Origin of the sequence: Entomobacter blattae, assembly GCF_014672835.1 — a bacterium.
Taxonomy (GTDB): domain Bacteria; phylum Pseudomonadota; class Alphaproteobacteria; order Acetobacterales; family Acetobacteraceae; genus Entomobacter; species Entomobacter blattae.
Genome location: NZ_CP060244.1, coordinates 212,501 through 230,527, shown reverse-complemented (window position 1 = coordinate 230,527; position 18,027 = coordinate 212,501). Strand labels below are relative to the sequence as shown.

13 protein-coding genes and 1 tRNA gene (1 of these 14 running past the window's edge) are annotated in these 18,027 nt (G+C 45.6%); 9 read left to right on the top strand and 5 right to left on the bottom strand.

Translation table 11 applies throughout. From position 1 onward, the window contains the following. Nucleotides 1–102 precede the first annotated feature (102 nt). From JGUZn3_RS01015 to JGUZn3_RS01000, 4 genes are all read right to left on the bottom strand, one after another. On the bottom strand, nt 103–534 hold the full coding sequence (locus JGUZn3_RS01015; protein ID WP_203413939.1) for an alpha/beta hydrolase: 432 nt from the start codon (nt 532–534) through the stop codon (nt 103–105). A gap of 9 nt (nt 535–543) precedes the next feature. After that, complete coding sequence (locus JGUZn3_RS01010; protein ID WP_203413938.1) at nt 544–1,212, bottom strand: alpha/beta hydrolase; 669 nt, start codon at nt 1,210–1,212, stop codon at nt 544–546. Between the two features lie 1,013 nt (nt 1,213–2,225). Next, nucleotides 2,226–2,302, bottom strand: a tRNA-Arg gene (locus tag JGUZn3_RS01005). A 206-nt stretch (nt 2,303–2,508) separates the two neighbouring features. After that, complete coding sequence (locus tag JGUZn3_RS01000; protein WP_203413937.1) at nt 2,509–3,642, bottom strand: alpha/beta hydrolase; 1,134 nt, start codon at nt 3,640–3,642, stop codon at nt 2,509–2,511. A gap of 96 nt (nt 3,643–3,738) precedes the next feature. Here JGUZn3_RS01000 and JGUZn3_RS00995 point away from each other — a divergent pair, with 96 nt between their 5' ends. The 3 genes from JGUZn3_RS00995 (at nt 3,739) to JGUZn3_RS00985 (ending at nt 7,524) form a co-directional block, all read left to right on the top strand. Then, nucleotides 3,739–3,975, top strand: a complete 237-nt coding sequence (locus tag JGUZn3_RS00995; protein ID WP_203413936.1) for a zinc-finger domain-containing protein — start codon at nt 3,739–3,741, stop codon at nt 3,973–3,975. Beyond that, complete coding sequence (gene polA / locus JGUZn3_RS00990; protein WP_203413935.1) at nt 3,975–6,908, top strand: DNA polymerase I; 2,934 nt, start codon at nt 3,975–3,977, stop codon at nt 6,906–6,908. Before JGUZn3_RS00995 ends, polA begins: the two co-directional genes overlap by 1 nt. A 145-nt stretch (nt 6,909–7,053) precedes the next feature. After that, nucleotides 7,054–7,524 carry a nuclear transport factor 2 family protein gene (locus tag JGUZn3_RS00985; protein ID WP_203413934.1) on the top strand — a complete coding sequence of 157 codons (471 nt, stop codon included), beginning with the start codon at nt 7,054–7,056 and terminating at the stop codon, nt 7,522–7,524. Nucleotides 7,525–7,595: 71 nt separating this feature from the next. Here JGUZn3_RS00985 and JGUZn3_RS00980 read toward each other — a convergent pair whose 3' ends face one another. After that, nucleotides 7,596–8,972: an acetaldehyde dehydrogenase (acetylating) gene (locus tag JGUZn3_RS00980; protein ID WP_203413933.1), complete on the bottom strand. Its 1,377-nt coding sequence runs from the start codon at nt 8,970–8,972 to the stop codon at nt 7,596–7,598. Nucleotides 8,973–9,562: 590 nt separating this feature from the next. Here JGUZn3_RS00980 and JGUZn3_RS00975 point away from each other — a divergent pair. From JGUZn3_RS00975 to clpB, 6 genes are all read left to right on the top strand, one after another. Then, complete coding sequence (locus JGUZn3_RS00975; RefSeq protein WP_238996846.1) at nt 9,563–10,498, top strand: bifunctional enoyl-CoA hydratase/phosphate acetyltransferase; 936 nt, start codon at nt 9,563–9,565, stop codon at nt 10,496–10,498. A gap of 166 nt (nt 10,499–10,664) precedes the next feature. Beyond that, the gene (gene ahcY, locus JGUZn3_RS00970; protein ID WP_203413932.1) at nt 10,665–11,966 is read left to right on the top strand and encodes an adenosylhomocysteinase; all 1,302 of its coding nucleotides are present in this window, start codon (nt 10,665–10,667) and stop codon (nt 11,964–11,966) included. 148 nt (nt 11,967–12,114) lie between these two features. Then, entirely contained in the window at nt 12,115–12,882 is a 768-nt protein-coding gene (locus JGUZn3_RS00965) for an MlaE family ABC transporter permease (protein WP_408871761.1), read from the top strand. A gap of 244 nt (nt 12,883–13,126) precedes the next feature. Beyond that, a complete protein-coding gene (locus JGUZn3_RS00960; RefSeq protein WP_203413930.1) occupies nt 13,127–13,915 on the top strand; it encodes an ABC transporter ATP-binding protein in 789 nt (262 codons plus the stop codon). A 54-nt stretch (nt 13,916–13,969) separates the two neighbouring features. Next, on the top strand, nt 13,970–15,373 hold the full coding sequence (gene radA / locus JGUZn3_RS00955; protein WP_203413929.1) for a DNA repair protein RadA: 1,404 nt from the start codon (nt 13,970–13,972) through the stop codon (nt 15,371–15,373). Nucleotides 15,374–15,607: 234 nt separating this feature from the next. After that, nucleotides 15,608–18,027, top strand: the 5' portion of a protein-coding gene (gene clpB, locus JGUZn3_RS00950) for an ATP-dependent chaperone ClpB (protein WP_203413928.1). Its footprint extends 187 nt past the window's final position; only the first 2,420 of its 2,607 coding nucleotides appear in the window; it begins with the start codon at nt 15,608–15,610; its stop codon lies beyond the right edge, outside the window.

The following is an 18,027-nucleotide window of genomic DNA, read 5'->3' as shown; positions in this document are numbered from 1 at the left end:
CCCTGCATCATCGTGCCCGATAAAAGAAGCAAGCCATACCCCCTACCCCCAGCATGGTCATGGCCAGGCCTGTTAAAATCTGATTGGCGCGAATAATCACGGTTATGCCAAGTGTTGGGTGAAAAATGCCTCCAGCTTGTCAAAAGGAATGAGATCCATTCGGTCATAAAGGTCGACATGGGTAGCACCTGGAATAATCATCAGTTCTTTTGGTTCTGCCGCCGCTGCGTAAGCAGTTTCGCTAAAATAGCGCGAATGGGCTTTTTCGCCATGAATAAACAGGACAGGGCGTGGGGATATTTCGGCAATATAGGTAAGAATGGGCATATTCATGAATGAGAGGGGTGTTGTTTGCGTCCACGCATTTCCGGAGTTGACTGCGCGCGCATGGTATCCACGGGGTGTCATATAATAGTCATGGTAATCTCGTAGGAATTGCGCTTCTCCGCCCTTTAATACGTTATAAGGGGGCTGATAGGCTTGGGTTTCGTTTTTTGCATCCTCCCAACGCTGGTGGCTTAACTGCTCTAACATTTTCGTACGCTATTGAAGGGTTACACGATCATTATACCCTTTTGACATAACACGGGCCATGTCATACATGGTGCTGGCAACAACGGCTTTAACACGCTTGTCAACGGCAACAGCATTCAGGGCCATTCCACCCCAGCCACAAATCCCGATCATGCCAATGCGTTCTCGATCAACAAAGAGTTGTAAGCTAAGATAATCTACTGCTGCACTAAAATCTTCGGTATTGATATCGGGGGAGGCAACGTTTCGGGGTTCTTCCCCACTTTCCCCAGTGTAGGAAGGGTCAAACGCAAGGGTTACAAACCCTCGTTCGGCCATGGTCTGGGCGTAGAGACCAGAGGATTGTTCTTTTACTGCCCCAAAGGGGCCACCCACAGCAATAGCAGCAAGGTTCTTTTGAGCATTCTTGGGCTGGTAAAGGTCGGCAACCAGTGTAAGGCCATATCGGTTTTTAAAACTAACCTTTTTATGGTGAACATTATCACTTTTAGGGAAAGTCTTGTCCCATTTTTCTGGTTTTTCTGGCAAGCTTTGAGCCTTTCCTAGGGGTACATGAGAAAAAGATTCAGCGCCAATAGCAAGCGCGCTAGTGGTGGTGAGTTTAAGGAAATCGCGGCGAGAATGATGATGGCGATTGTCCTGCCCAACCTTATGATTGCTGTTATGGGCCTTGTTCATTGGTAAGAATCCTTGAAAAGATGAAAAGAAAAAACAGACAAAAGAATGATTTGTTTTTTCTTATGAAAGCGGATGAGCGATGGGTAAGGAAGAGATTTTGCTCTTACCCTCTAAAATGCAGCTTTAAAATTATTATAAGAGAGGAGAAGCTCTTTTATTAGAGTATAAAAATTGTACAAAGTTATGAATTTAATTCATAAATGGGGTTTGACGTTCGCACTCCTTGAGACAGTTATGAAAACCCGGCCCGTTGGCGATGCTGATCATGCTGAGACGAGAAAGGGTGCGAATATAAAAGGTTGGTGGCCTTAGTTTTTCTTTTTTATAATATTATAAAAATTAGGTTGATGGTGATCTGGTAAGGTCATTAGAGTTTAGGCTTTATGGGGGGATTTTATGGAGCATGTTTCCAGTAGGGCAACATAGAGCTTAAAACGGCAGTCCATCCTATTCTGACCTGGAGGCTTTAGAAGATATGCTTGCATCGTTCTTTAGGTGAAGTTTTTTAAAAGATATGAGGTCTTAAAAACACGAGTAAGGCAGTACGTCTTGTCTTTAAGCTTATTAAGCTCGATGAAGAAATTCTTATTGTCCCCAAACATTCTTCTCTCTGGAGTATGAATCCCCTATTGATTATTGAGGGCCAGTTGTAAAGAATGGAGCGGTATAAGGGGAGATTGTCATTTCAAGATAAAAAGCTAAACAGCCCTCTTGATAAAGAGCTGGGCGTGGATGAAGATAACAGGATTCAATTTATACTCATTGTCCATGCACGATGGCAGGGCGATTTTATTCATGAGGGAATATGTTAAAGTCTCTGCCTGGCTTGGGAGAGGGCTTTACTCTTTTTTGTATTGATGTTGCATTGAACAGGCTTGTTCGTATTGAATAGACTTGGTTAACGCAGGATTTCTGGTATTTGGGCTCATCTCTCTCTTGCCTTTTAACAGGGCATGAAGTGGTATCGAATTTTGGTGAGAAGAAGAAAAATCTATAGAAATCAAGCGATTATTTGGCGGACCCGGCGGGATTCGAACCCACGACCTTCGCCTTCGGAGGGCGACACTCTATCCAGCTGAGCTACGGGTCCTAATTATTTTTATTACCATGCTGCCTTCAATATCGTGTTCTGGGGTAAAAATCTAGAGGAAATAGCTTTCCTCTGTAATATTTCACCAGGAAGAGAAATGTGGAAGAGAGATTGTACAAAGCCATAGCTTGTTTTACTCTCTTTGTTTCTCCTGTGGGTTATAGGGGCGCTCAGGAGAGAGAGGAGCCTGTATTGTCTCGTTTCTCTCAGGGGTCAAGAAGAGCAGCGGGAGCGAGAGGAAAGGGATCGCTCTCCCATGGGGCGCTGGCTATCCAGGCGGCAGCGGCAATATCCCCACCAGAAGGAAGAAAGGTTGAGGTGGTAAAAATCCAGGTGAGAATATCGGTTGTGGTGGTTGCATATTCCTTATCGCGTAAAAGAAGATGGTGGCCATTCGGGATGAAGTCAAACCTGATCGAAGAAGGAAGCGTTTTGGCCAAAGGGCCCATGGAATCCTGGGGAATGAGCTGGTCTTTACCGCCATAGATAATAAGAGCAGGCACGGGAACCTTGGGTGCTGCTTCGTAAGCTAAGTCCATAAGCTCCACCAAACCGGCTACGGAGGAGAGCGGTGTACTATGTAATGTTAGGGGGTTATAATAGGTTCGAATAAGAGCGAGTTGATTGTTACTGGCTTTTATTCCTTTAGGCATATCAGAGGGTTCAAGGGTCCAGTCTGGTGCTAAGGCTGTAGCAATATCAAGGGCTATGTTTGCGGCCGTTCCAATTTGGCGTATCGCTGGTGCCAGATAGATGGTTCCAGCGACAGGGGGCAGCTTTTTTAGTGGAGTGGGATTTCCTTCCAATACCATAAGTACGGCTGCCCCCATGCTTTCTCCCATAAGGTATAAGGGGACGTTGGGGTGGAAACTATGGACAAGCCAGGCTTCTTGTAGGGCATCGTTGACGAGGGTTTTTGTGGTGGGCCAGTGTCCACGTTCTGCAGTGCCACCGAACCCTTCGAGATCTGGTGCATAGAGAGTAATGCCATTTTGTGTAAAAAGTGCAGCCGGTATTTCCCAGGCATCACGGCTATCGTTAAAGCCATGAAAGGCAAGAATAACAGCCTTTTCTTTTCCCTCTGCTCGCCATAGCCGTACAGGAATTTTACGATGATGGGAAAGGGTAAAATACAGATCAGGTGGAATAAGTTTTTTAAAATTGGCAAATTTTTCTACCCCTTTGCCTTTTTCAAGAGGGGGAAGGCCGTATTGGGCCTGCTGGGGATGGGCCTGTTGTGAATGGGCATGACTGGAGAGGGGAAAGGAAGATGAGAAAAAAGAAATGCACCAAAGCCAAAAGAGTGATGGGATTATACGAAAATGGAAATTGACAAGCATGCACACGCACCCTTTATTAAAAAACGACGTTTGTTTCAGCCCTATTATAGTGCATAATATGGAACTTAGAAAAACCCCTCAGAAAGGAGATCTCCCATGCCCAGAATAGATCTTAATAAAGAATTGAACCCAGTTGCTCGCCCAAAATTGGGGCATTTGGAAACAATTCTGGTGAATAGCCGTGTTGTGGCTTGTGATGGAGGCGATGGTGTATTGGGCCATCCCAAGGTGTGGCTTCGTATCGTTGACCATCAAGCCTATTGCCCCTATTGCTCGCGTGAGTTTGTAACCCATCCTGAGGCTAAGATTACTTCGACTACCGGTGAGCATTAATGTCTGAAAGCCAAGAAAAGGCGAGTCAGCAGGATCCTTCTGTATCGCCATTCAAATTGGTTGTTATTGATGGATCGGGTTTTATTTTCAGGGCCTATCATGCCCTGCCCTTTATGAGCGGGCCTGAAGGTGTGCCGGTGAATGCTGTTTATGGCTTTACCAATATGCTGGCTCGTTTTTTAAAGGAAAGGATTGGCACCCATCTTGCCGTGATATTTGATGCGGGGCGGCAGACTTTCCGAAATAAAATTTATCCTCAATATAAGGCCCATCGTCCCGATGTACCAGAAGACCTTATCCCTCAGTTTGCTCTTATTCGTGAGGCTACTGCAGCCTTCGGAATTCCGGCAATTGAAAAGGAAGGATGGGAAGCAGATGACCTTATTGCTGCTTATGCGAAGAAAGCTGTCGCAGCAGGAGGACGCTGTATCATAGTCTCTTCCGATAAAGACCTGATGCAGCTCGTTAATGCTTCTGTCAGTATGTTTGACCCCATTAAAAGCCGAACCATTGGAATAGAGGAAGTTAAAGAGCGCTTTGGTGTTGAGCCCGGCAAGGTTATTGAGGTACAGGCTCTAATGGGCGATTCTGTAGATAATGTGCCCGGGGTGCCAGGTATAGGGCCTAAAACAGCGACCCAACTTATTCAGGAATATGGAAGCTTGGAAGAGGTGCTTGCAGCTATTCCTCAGATGAAGCCTTCTAAAAGGCGCGAAAACCTTGAAAATAATCGTGAGGCAGCCCGTATATCCCTTCAGCTTGTCAAGCTTGATGATGAGGCTCCATGCCCCTTGCCACTGAAGAGTTTGTCTTTTCAGGACCCTAATCCTCAACAGCTTGAAGAATGGCTGCAGAAAATGCAGTTCCGTTCTATTTTACAGCGGCTCAATTTATCCGAAAATTCCGTAAAAAATAAGGAAGCAGGGGAGGATATCAATTCTTCGCAAGGGGGAGGGGGTGCATCTTCATCTTCCCAATTTGGCCGGCAACAAGATGCGCAAGAACAAGAGGAGGCAGAGCCCTTTTGGAAAACGAGTCCTTATTATTCTGACTATGAGGGTGTGACGACTGAAAAGCAGCTTGATCAGTGGGTCAATCTTATTACTCAGCAGGGCTACTTTGCTCTGGATACTGAAACAACGGGCTTAAATCCCTTGGAGGATACGCTTGTAGGAATTTCTTTGGCGGTTACACCGGGGCAGGCTTGCTATATTCCGTTGCAGCACAAGGCTGCCGCTACAGTATCGGTGGATTTGTTGGGGCATTCTCAGGCTTCTAGCCCAGAGAATGATCTGTCGATTTCGCGTCACGATGAAAAGATCTTTCCCCAGTTGCCCCTGGCGGTGGTTATAGAAAAGCTTTCGCCTTTATTGGCTGCACCGGCAATTCTTAAAATTTTTCAGAACGCAAAGTTTGATATGGAGGTGCTTCATAACGCAGGCTTTCCTGTGATTACCCCCATTGAAGATACCATGCTGATTTCCTACGTGCTATCGGCAGGGAAACACGGGAATGGGATGGATGAACTTTCTTTGCTTTATCTTGGGCATGCCCCTATCCCTTATGATGAGGTCACAGGTACGGGTAGGAAACGAATTTCCTTTGCAGAAGTCCCTATCGAGAAAGCTACTCGATATGCTGCAGAAGATGCAGATGTAACCTTGCGGTTATGGCTTGCGCTCAAACCCAGGCTCCTTAAGGAGAAATTATTGGGAGTTTATGAAGGGTATGAACGCCCCCTTATAGCAATTTTGGCGGCCATGGAAGAGGCGGGTATAAAAATAGATGCTATGGAACTTAAGGCCGTCTCTAAGGATTTTGCCCAACGCATGGCTGTTATGGAAGAGGGGATTCACCACCTTGCGGGTCGGAGTTTTAATTTAGCTTCCCCAAAACAGTTAGGGGAAATCTTGTATGACGAAATGGGAATTCCAGGGGGGAAAAAAACCAAGTCTGGTACCTGGAGTACAGATGCTTCAACCCTGCAAACCCTGGCAGAACAAGGCTATGATTTGCCTGTGCGTATTGTGGAATGGCGCCAGCTTGCCAAGCTTAAATCGACTTATGCAGATGCTTTGATAGAGCAGGTTAATGCAAAAACAGGGCGGGTTCATACCTCTTTTCAAATGACTGTGACCTCCACAGGTAGGCTTTCTTCTAATGATCCAAACTTGCAGAATATTCCTATTCGTAATGAAGAGGGGATAAAAATCCGCAAGGCATTTATTGCTAACCCTGGTTACAGGCTGCTCTCAGCTGATTATTCACAAATTGAATTGCGTCTCTTGGCTCATGTGGCCAATATCCCCGCTCTGAAAGAAGCTTTTGTTCTTGGGCAAGATATTCATGCCAGAACGGCATCAGAAGTCTTTGGAGTGCCTGTGGAAGGGATAGACCCTCTTATTCGGCGTAAGGCCAAGGCCATTAATTTTGGAATAATTTATGGGATAAGTGCCTTTGGTTTATCACGTCAGCTGGGCATTAGTCCGAAAGAAGCTAAAGAATATATTGAAATCTATTTTGCCCGGTATCCTGAAATTTATAATTATATGGAAACCACAAAGGCTTACGCTAAAAAGCATGGATATGTTCAAACACCTTTTGGAAGGCGGTTGTGGATTAATGGCATTGGAGAAAAAAACTCTGCACGTCGCGGTTATGCGGAGCGCCAGGCGATTAACGCACCGCTGCAAGGTGGTGCTGCTGATATTATAAAAAGGGCCATGGTGCTTTTGGATCATGAAATGAATGCCTGGAAAGCGCATGCAAAATTGCTTCTTCAGGTTCATGATGAGCTGGTTTTTGAAGTTGAGGAAAAAGAGGTAGAAGCATTTTCTCAGTGGGTTAAAACCGTTATGGAGCAAGCAGCCCAGATTTCTGTACCTTTAGTGGTGGATACGGGTTATGCTTGCAATTGGGCAGACGCCCATTAGGCGCATTGGCTTGTTCTAAAATGGAAATAGACCTTTTAGAAATAAAAGGAAATAAAAGGCATAAAAATTTAAAAAACCCGACACATATCAGGTCGGAAAATATTTTAATCGTCTATCAGTCTTTTTTATTTACGAAAGTATTAACATGTTTGAAAGTTCAGTTCTCGCCCCGCCCTTTACGCGTGAATCAGCCATACAGAAAGTGCGTATTTCGGAGAATGCTTGGAATGAGCGCAATCCTGAGAAAATTATTTTAGGCTATACAAAAGATTGTACCTGGAGAGGGCGCTCAAAATTTTTGCAAGGCCGTGAAGCCGTTGAAGATTACTTGCGGCAAAAATGGAATAGCGAGCAGGACTATAGGGTTATTAAAGAATTATGGACTTTTGGTGATAACCGCATAGCGATTCGTTTTCAATATGAATGGCATAATAACTCAGGTCTATGGTTTCGTTCATGTGGGGCTGAGTTATGGGAGTTTAATGAGGAAGGTTTTATTTGTAAAAGGGAAGCCAGCGTTAATGATCTTATTATTTCTGAAGAAGAAAGGCGCTTTCTATGGCCGTTGGGTTCGCGCCCCGAAGACCATCCCGGGTTGTTGGGTTTAGGGCTTTAATCGGTCTTTTATGAGGCACTTACCCCCCCTTATAAACGGAAGAGACTTTGGGGGGGAGAAGTTTAGGAGAGCTAAGAGGCTTTTAAATCGCTTAGGCTTCTTACTCCATAAGCAACTTTACGTATGTTATAGAGGTGTTCTGGTCCCACATTATCTGATGTGGAACTTCCCCCCATAGCACCACACCCCAATGTAAAAGAACAGAACAGGTTGGTGGTTCCGCCCACACCTCCTAAAGATCCAGGGGAGTTCACTAAAATACGGGAAGCAGGCACTATAAGGGAGGCTTTTTCTACCAGGCTATCATCTTTGGTGTGGAGGGAGAAAGTATGCCCTTCTCCTTCAACTTTAAGCAACTCGCAGCTTTTCTTAAGGGCATCTTCCTGGGAAGAGGCAATAAAATAAGCCAAGATAGGTGCTAGTTTTTCGCGTGCATAAGGGTTCTTATGCGAAATATCGGTTTGCTCAGAAAGGAGAACTTTTGCATCCGGTGGAATGGTTATTCCCACCATGTTTGCAAGGGTTTGGGCATCCTTACCTACAATGGCCGGGTTTATACTTCCATTATCCCGTAGCAGGAATTTGGAAAGTGTTTGCGATTCTTCTGGAGTGAGAAAATAGCCGCCATTTTTCTTGAAGGCATCTCGTACAGCCGCATCACTGTGTTTTTCAACGATCACAGCCTGTTCAGAAGCGCAAATAACCCCGTTATCAAAGGTTTTGGAGGTCACGATATCCTTTACCGCTTTTTCAATATCGGCACTCGATTCAATATAAACAGGGCTATTGCCAGGCCCCACACCAATAGCTGGGTTGCCAGAGCTGTAAGCTGCCCGCACCATGGGTGTTCCCCCTGTAGCCAGGATCAGAGCAATGTCGGGATGAGTAAGTAAGGTGTTGGCCCCTTCCTTACTCATCACAGTGAGGCAAGAAATCAGGCCGGGAGGGGCCCCTGCCTTTTCAGCTGCGTCAATAAGAATCTGTGTGGTTTTAACAATGCAATCAAGAGCGGAAGGATGGGGAGACAGAACAATGGCATTACCAGCCTTGAGGGAAATCAGGACTTTGTAGATTACTGTAGAAGTGGGATTGGTAGAAGGAATAAGTCCCAAAACCACTCCTACAGGAACAGCTATATCCATTGTTTTGTCTGCAGGGTTTTTCTTTAAAACCCCAATGGTTTTCATATCCCTCATTTTTTCTGCAAGGTAGGTACTTGCAAAAATATTTTTTAGGGTTTTGTCTGCAACATTTCCAAAACCGGTTTCTGCTACAGCCAGTTGTGCCAGTGGCTCGGCCTGCTGTGCGACAGTTTTTGCCAGAGTCTCAACCAGATGGTCAACCTGCTCTTGGGTGAATTTACTAAAAGCATCCTGTGCTTTTTTGGCATTGGCAACTAAAGTACGGGCTTCCTGGATGGAAAGAAGATCTTTAGACACGAGATTCATGTAAGTGCCCCATATATATATATATTTTGAAATAGTAATAAAATAGCGTTGGGTATTATTTTTGGGTATTACAGCGAAGATTAAATAATAAAACTGAAATGAATATAAAAATCAGAATCCTGGAGAAATAACAAAATCTTCCCAAGCTTCATATAAAAGAGAATAAAACGATAAAGAGTTCACACCCTTGATGTAAGAGAGCATATAAAAATTTTTATTTATTAGCAAATCACATTTTGTGTCTTTCTTTTCTCAGCAGAAAGGGTGGTAAAGGCCTAAAATTTATTTGATGGGAACTTGTTTAAAATTTTTTTAATACTCTAATGGTGTCTATCTTTTTTGAATATCCAAGGTGAATTCCTTTTAAATAGAAGATGTTAAGGTGAATGGTGATAAGAAAAGGAATAAAAAGAGGAAGGATTTTTTATTCTTGAGAGAATATTGAGGGTATTGTTTCCTGTGCTAGTTTGAGACACCCTAAAGAGGCTGTCGTTTGTCAGGCAGCATTTATGGGTCAGTTGAAAAATTTTTAGAACCAGACTTCCTCATTTGAAACACCGGGTCTGGTTTATGGGAGAGGGATATTTCTCGTGTTTTCACAATATAAACATTCACAAAATTTTATAAATCAGGCAGCAGCCAAGCAGCCTATTTCGTGTGCTGTGGCCTATCCATGTGATCAGTCCTCTTTGGAAGGGGCTGTTGAGGCAGCTAAATTGGGTATGATCAAGCCTATTTTGGTTGGCCCCGAACAGGAGATAAAAGCGGTGGCTCAACAGCATGGCTACGATATCTCTCAGCTGGAAATTATCGATATGCCCAACAGTGTGGCAGCTGCATCCCAGGCGGTTGCTCTGGTGGGAGAAGGCAAGGCCCATATGCTGATGAAGGGAAGCTTGCATACAGACGAATTAATGCGCGAAGTTGTCTCCCGAGAAGGGGGGTTGCGGACAAAGCGGCGTATTAGCCATGTTTTTGTCATGGATATCCCTGGGTTTGAGACGCCTTATTTTATTACTGATGCAGCCGTGAATATTCTGCCTGATCTTTTAACAAAGGTTGATATTATTCAAAATGCTATAGATCTTCATGTAGCCCTAGGGCTTGGCAAGCCCCATGTTGCTGTACTTTCGGCCGTAGAAACAGTCTATTCCAAAATTCCTAGCACTCTTGAAGCCGCAGCCCTTTCTAAAATGGTAGAGCGGGGGCAAATCGTTGGGGGGATTGTTGATGGGCCTTTGGCCATGGATAATGCTCTAAGCGTGGAAGCTGCAAGGATTAAGAAAGTGGGAGGTACAGTGGCTGGTCATGCCCAGATCTTGCTGGCACCTAATATTGAAGCGGGCAATATGTTATTTAAGGCCTTGGTCTTCTTTGCCAAGGCGAGCGTTGCAGGGGTTATTCTGGGTGCAAAAGTTCCCGTTGTGCTTACAAGCCGTGCTGATAGTGCTACTTCGCGTTTAGCATCCTGTGCGGTGGCCGCTCTTTATGGGCATCATTTGCAGGAAAGCAAAAAAAAGGTATAAGACTGTGTAATCTTTCGCACAGAAAAGAAAAATATATGCCTTTTGGGTATTGTTTTGCCTAGCCAGTAACGGCTTTGCCTTATGGTTATAGAGGGAATTTGAGGCTGTGAAGCCTTTGTGTGTTTTGCCAGTTTTGAATGTGTTTTATTAAAGATCAGGAGTCACCATGGATGTGTTATTAGACGACTATAAAGTTAAGGACATTTCTTTAGCAGAGTGGGGAAGAAAAGAAATTTCCATAGCCGAAGGTGAAATGCCTGGTCTTATGGCTCTGCGTCAGGAATATGGAAAAGAACAACCCCTAAAAGGGGCACGGATTGCCGGCTGTATTCATATGACCATTCAAACAGCCGTTTTGATTGAAACCTTGGTTGCCCTTGGGGCAAGTGTGCGGTGGTCATCTTGTAATATCTTCTCTACACAAGACCAAGCAGCCGCAGCAATCGCTGCGGCTGGTCATCCAGTATTTGCATGGAAAGGTCTTTCCGAAGAGGAATTCTGGTGGTGTATTGAGCAGACCCTCAAAGGGCCCAATGGATGGACTCCCAATATGATTTTGGATGATGGGGGTGATTTAACAACCCTTGTTCACGAAAAATACCCAGAACTTTTAAAAGCCATAAAGGGCATTTCAGAAGAGACGACGACGGGCGTACACCGTTTACGGGAAATGGCTATGAAAGGCACCCTTAAGGTTCCCGCTATTAACGTGAATGATAGTGTAACAAAATCCAAATTTGATAACCTTTACGGCTGTCGTGAAAGCCTTGTTGATGCCATACGTCGTGGTACAGATGTGATGATGGCTGGCAAGGTTGCTGTTGTTGCTGGTTATGGCGATGTTGGGAAAGGATCTGCAGCGAGCCTACGAAGCGCTGGTTGTCGGGTTCTTGTTACAGAGGTAGATCCTATCTGTGCCCTGCAGGCTGCTATGGAAGGGTACGAAGTGGTGACAATGGAGGACGCTGCTCCAAGAGGGGATATTTTTGTAACGTGCACCGGTAATGTAGACATTATTACCATAGAGCATATGCGTGCTATGCGGCATAGGGCCATTGTTTGCAATATTGGTCATTTTGATTCAGAAATACAGATTAACGCTCTACGGAATTATACATGGGATAATGTAAAACCCCAGGTGGATGAGGTGGAGTTCCCCGATGGAAAAAGGCTCATTGTTCTTTCAGAAGGGCGCTTGGTGAATCTGGGCAATGCGACAGGCCATCCCTCTTTTGTCATGTCGGCCTCTTTTACCAATCAGACTTTGGCTCAGATTGAGTTGTGGACTGCGAAACCCGGAAAATACGAAAACAAGGTTTATACCTTACCTAAAATTCTTGATGAAAAGGTTGCAGCCTTGCATTTGGAAAAGGTTGGGGCTGCCCTTTCAAAAATGAGTAAGACCCAAGCCGACTATATTGGCGTACCTGTTAACGGGCCATTCAAGCCAGAAACCTACCGGTACTAGAAATTCATGGGGTATTGGGCCAACATTTTGCTCACTACCCCTTGTAAGGCCGTTATTCGTAAGGGAGATATCGGGACAATGGCGAGGAGAATAGAAAGGTGATGTCATTTTCTTTACAGGGAACAAGGTTGTGAATCGCCTTTTGGATATGATTACTGCCTTGGGGAAAGCAGCCTTGAATTCGGTTCAGGCTGCAGGGGCGATCGCTTTATTTGGCCTTAATGGTGTTTCTCATTTTGTAAGGCCGCCATTTTACTGGCGGGCATTTTTTTCTAACCTGGTGGAGGTAGGGTTTTTCTCCCTGCCAGTTGTTGCCCTTACGGCGATATTTTCTGGGGGAGTCATTGCCCTACAATCCTATACAGGGTTTGCTCAGTTTCATGTGAAAAGTGCTATTGCCAATATTGTGGTTTTGGCTGTAACGCGTGAGTTGGGGCCAGTCTTGGCGGGCCTGATGGTTGCTGGCCGTGTCGGGGCCGCAATGGCTGCTGAGATTGGCACCATGCGGGTTACAGATCAAATTGATGCCTTAAAAACACTTTCCACAAACCCGATGAAGTATCTGGTTGCTCCACGTCTTATGGCTGGCCTTATTGCCTTGCCCTTGCTGGTGATTGTGGCGGATATTTTAGGGGTCATGGGTGGGTTTATTGTCTCTGTTGTCAAGCTGGACTTTATGCCTAGTCTCTATATTAACGCCACCTTGGATGCTCTTAAGCCTGATGATGTTATGGTGGGTTTGGTTAAGGCTGCGGTTTTTGGATTTATTATAGCCCTTATGGGGTGTTATAAAGGATATTATAGTAAAGGTGGGGCAGAAGGGGTTGGTGCTGCTACTCGTACAGCGGTGGTCTCTTCTTCCATTTTACTCCTTGCTTTTGATTATCTGCTGACCGATGTATTTTTTGCCCAGTAACGCTACATTCAGTAACGCTACGTCCAATAACGTTACACTCTAAACTTGACCTTTTTACTTTTTATTTAGGACTATTGCCGAAAAAACAGTGCCCAGAAACCCATGCAAGGGCACATTGTTTGCAAAATTATCGTGGAAATGTAGGAAAAGAGGGCCAGTAGCCCTTCGTTCTGTTTAGGCTGGCAGGGAAGGGCCATAAGGATATGATGCAATATAGAGGGCCTCTCAGTGAGAGTATGAAGCTATGGTAGGATCTATCCCCAAAATCCGTATTCGTGGGTTAACAAAATCTTTCGGCACTAAGGCTGTATTACAAGGAATAGACCTTGATGTCATGGAAGGTACCTCTTTTGTGGTTATTGGTGGCTCGGGGAGTGGAAAATCTGTTTTATTACGGTGTATCTTGGGATTAATTACGCCTGATAGCGGATTGATAGAGATTGATGGGGTGAATATTCTTGAACAACCTACAGCTCGAAGGGATGCGATAACCGAACAGATTGGTATGTTGTTTCAAAATGGTGCTTTGTTTGACAGTCTGAAAGTTTGGGAGAATGTGGCCTTTGGCTTGCTGGCCAAAAAGCCTGGGAAAACACCTATGTCGCGTACGGCAGCACGTCAGCGTGCGAATGAGGTTTTAGAGCAGGTTGGCCTGGATTCCTCAGTGGGTGATCTTTCTCCGGCTGAACTTTCTGGGGGTATGCAGAAAAGGGTAGGTTTAGCCCGTGCTATCGCAGGGGTACCCGATATTTTGTTTTTTGATGAGCCGACAACCGGTTTAGATCCTATTATGGGTGCTGTGATTGATGGGTTGATTGTCGATTGTGTTAAAAAATTGGGTTCTACAGCCATTGCCATTACGCATGATATGGCTTCTGCCCAACGGATTGGAGATCAAGCAGCGATGCTTTTTCAGGGAAAGCTCATCTGGCAGGGAGCTGCATCGACACTTCTTAACAGTGGTAATCCGTGGGTGGATCAGTTTACTCATGGTCGACGGGAAGGGCCTATTAAAATGGAATTACGTCGATAAAAGGGTGGGAGATTTTTTCTTTTATCCAATAAACGGCTAAAGAGGTATTCGTACATGGCCAAAAAACCTTCGTTACACTATGTCTGCCAAACGTGCGGTGCTGTGTATGCGAAATGGCAAGGCCATTGTGAGGCCTGTGGAGAATGGAATACCATCCAAGAGGAACAAGTGATTCTTTCTGTTGGAGGGGCTAAGGGGAATGTAAAAGGGAACAAGCTCGTTTTTTCCGACTTGCTGGGCGAGGAAGCTCCCCTCTTACGGCTTAAAACAGGAATAGAAGAGTTTGATCGTGTTTTAGGCGGTGGCTTGGTTCCTTCTTCGGCCGTTTTGTTAGGAGGAGATCCTGGAATTGGGAAATCCACCTTATTATTACAGGCAGCGTGTGCTGTAGCCGAAAATAAGAAGCGTGTTTTTTATATCTCAGGGGAAGAGTCAATCGACCAAATACGCTTGCGCGCCCGTCGATTAGGGTTGAGGGAAGCTCCCTTGGAACTGGCAGCGACCATTCGAGTTGCTGATATTGTCGCAACCTTGGGCAGTGAAAAAGGTATTGGTGTGGTTATTATCGATTCTATCCAAACAATGTGGATGGATACCGTAGAAAGTGCCCCAGGTACGGTTACCCAAGTGCGGAGCTCGGCATTTGAGCTCATCCGTATTGCCAAGCAAAGAGGCTTTGCTCTGCTGTTTGTAGGCCACGTCACCAAAGAGGGTGCCTTGGCAGGGCCTAGGGTTTTGGAACATATGGTTGATGCAGTATTGTATTTTGAAGGCGATAGAGGGCATCAGTTCCGTATTTTGCGGGCTGCGAAAAACCGTTTTGGGGCGACGGATGAAATAGGTGTTTTTACCATGACAGATAAAGGGTTGGAGGAAGTTAAAAACCCTTCGGCCCTGTTTTTAGCGGAGCGCCGTGGTAATATTGCCGGGTCTGCTGTTTTTGCAGGTATTGAAGGAACTCGTCCTGTTTTACTGGAAGTACAGGCTTTACTTTCAGCCCGCTCAACGGAAGGAAATCCGAGACGCTCTGTTGTAGGGTGGGATAATGCTCGGTTGAATATGCTTCTTGCCGTGCTAGAAAGTCGTTGTGGGTTAAAGCTTGGCCAGGCAGATGTTTATTTGAATATTGCCGGTGGGTTAAGAGTTAGCGAACCTGCAGCAGACCTTGCTGTAGCGGCAGCGATTGTTTCGGCAGCAGCCCGTAAGCCTGTGGCGGCCAATACCGTATTTTTTGGTGAGATTGGTCTTTCTGGCGAGGTACGCCAAGTTAGTCAGCCTGCTTTACGCTTGCGGGAAGCTGCCAAGCTAGGGTTTGAAAAGGGTGTGCTTCCTCGGCGCATTGCTCCAGCCAGACACGCAAAATTTTCAAGTCCCACCGGTATGATGCTCGAGGAAATAGGCCATATTAAAGATTTGGTACAGCAGTTTTCTGCCACATTGAGAGAAGAAATCGAGTAAAAATCTCCTTATTCTCCGTTTCCTTATTCTCCATTTTAAGGAGAGCTCTGAAAAGTAAGCCTGATCGAAAAGTACACTGGCCTAGGAAACTTGAGCAAGTCTGCCATGTTTTTATATTTAAAGCCTTGAGAAATGGTTTATTCGTTTTTACCTTAGAATTATAATGATCTCGCATATTGCCCAGAAGGGGATGTGTAAGATTTCGTATGTTGCCTCTCTATTAGGAACAGTTTTATGGATTTTCAAAAACTTACAGAACGCTCGCGTGGATTTTTACAAGCTGCTCAAACCATTGCTTTAAGGGAATTTCATCAGCAGCTTACACCCGAGCATCTTCTTAAAGCTTTATTAGATGATGAGGAAGGGGCGGCCTCCTCCCTGATTCGAGCTGCTGGGGGGGATCCCGCAAAGGCCAAACAGGCTATTGATGCCGCGATAGAAAAAATCCCCAAAGTTCACGGAGCTGGGGCAGGCCAGCCTCAAGCCACGCCCGATTTTGTGCGCCTGTTAGATTCAGCCTATCAGGCAGCCCAAAAAGCTGGTGATGAGTATCTGGCACAAGATAGGCTTTTAGCGGGGATAGCAGCCTCATCGACGACGGCAGGGAAGGTGCTGAAAGAGGCAGGGGTAACGGCTAAGTCACTTGAGCAGGCCATTGCTACTATCCGTAAGGGCAGAAATGTTAATAGTGAGAATGCTGAGGCCAATTTTGATGCCTTGAAGAAATATGCCCGTGATGTCACAGAAATTGCCCGTCAGGGAAAGCTTGATCCCGTCATTGGCCGTGATGAAGAAATTCGTAGGGCCATTCAGGTCCTTGCGCGTCGTACAAAAAACAACCCCGTTCTCATCGGTGAGCCCGGCGTGGGAAAAACAGCCATTGTTGAAGGGTTGGCCCTGCGTATTGTCAACGGCGATGTGCCGGAAGCGCTTAAAAATAAAAAACTTCTTTCGCTGGATCTTGGTGCCTTGGTTGCTGGGGCTAAGTATCGGGGAGAGTTCGAGGAACGCCTTAAAGCTGTTCTGAAGGAAGTAGAAGAAGCCGCTGGCGAGATTATCCTTTTCATTGATGAAATGCATACCATTGTGGGAGCAGGTCGTTCTGATGGTGCCATGGATGCTTCCAATCTCATTAAACCCGAGCTTGCGCGGGGTACCCTTCATTGTATTGGAGCAACGACTCTGGATGAATATCGTAAATATATTGAGAAGGATGCTGCTCTTGCCCGTCGTTTTCAGCCTGTTTTTGTAGGTGAACCCTCGGTGGCTGATACAATTTCAATCCTGCGGGGGATTAAGGAAAAATACGAACTTCATCATGGCGTCAGGATTACCGATAATGCTTTAGTCGCTGCTGCTACTCTTTCAAATCGGTATATTACCGATCGCTTCTTGCCTGATAAAGCTATAGACTTGATTGATGAAGCAAGCAGTCGGCTGAGAATGCAGGTTGATAGTAAGCCAGAAGAACTTGATGAGTTGGATCGCAGGGTTATACAGCTGAAAATTGAGCGTGAGGCCCTTAAAAAAGAGAGTGATTCTGCAAGTAAGGAGCGTTTATTAACGCTAGAAGCTGAGCTTGCTGGGCTTGAAGAACAGTCCAATGCGATGAATGCTGCATGGCATTTGGAAAAAGAGCGTGTCAATACCACCCAAAAAATTCAGGAGCAGATTGATCAAGCACGCTCAGAGATAGAAGTTGCTCAGCGTAAGGGTGACCTCGCCCGTGCTTCAGAGCTGATGTATAGCGTTATTCCAGGTCTTGAGGCTGAGCTTGAAAAAAACCGCCAGGATACGAACGAAGAAGGATCAGGGCTGGTTAATGAGGCAGTGACGGAACAAGCCGTGGCCGCTGTTGTTTCTCGTTGGACAGGGGTGCCTGTTGATCGCATGTTGGAAGGAGAACGCGCCAAGCTTTTGCGTATGGAAGATGAGCTCCGTAGAAGTGTAGTCGGTCAGGAACCCGCCTTAAAAGCTGTAGCCAATGCCGTTAGGCGCGCTCGTGCGGGTCTGCAAGACCCCAACCGTCCTATAGGGTCCTTCCTGTTTTTAGGCCCTACAGGGGTGGGTAAAACTGAGCTTACTAAAGCTTTGGCACGTTTTCTGTTTGATGATGAAAAGGCGCTTTTACGCATTGATATGAGCGAGTTCATGGAAAAACATGCCGTCTCGCGTCTTATTGGTGCCCCTCCAGGCTATGTAGGGTATGATGAGGGCGGTGTGCTAACCGAGGCAGTCAGGCGGCGGCCTTATCAGGTCATCTTGTTCGATGAGGTTGAAAAAGCGCATGAAGATATTTTCAATGTGCTCTTGCAGGTTCTTGATGATGGACGTTTAACAGATGGCCAAGGCCGGACAGTCGATTTTCGGAATACAATCATTATTCTTACCAGTAACCTCGGTTCTGATCTTCTTGCTAATCAACCCGATGGAGAATCAACCGATCTTGTTCATGCCCAGGTTATGCGCGTGGTGCGGGATCATTTTCGTCCAGAATTTCTGAACCGTCTGGATGAGATTATATTATTTTCTCGCCTGCAGAAGAGCGATATGGCCAAAATTGTTGAGATTCAAATTTCTCGCCTCGATTCGTTATTGGCAGAGCGAAAAATCTCTTTGGTGTTAGATGATTCGGCTCGTAATTGGCTTGCCAA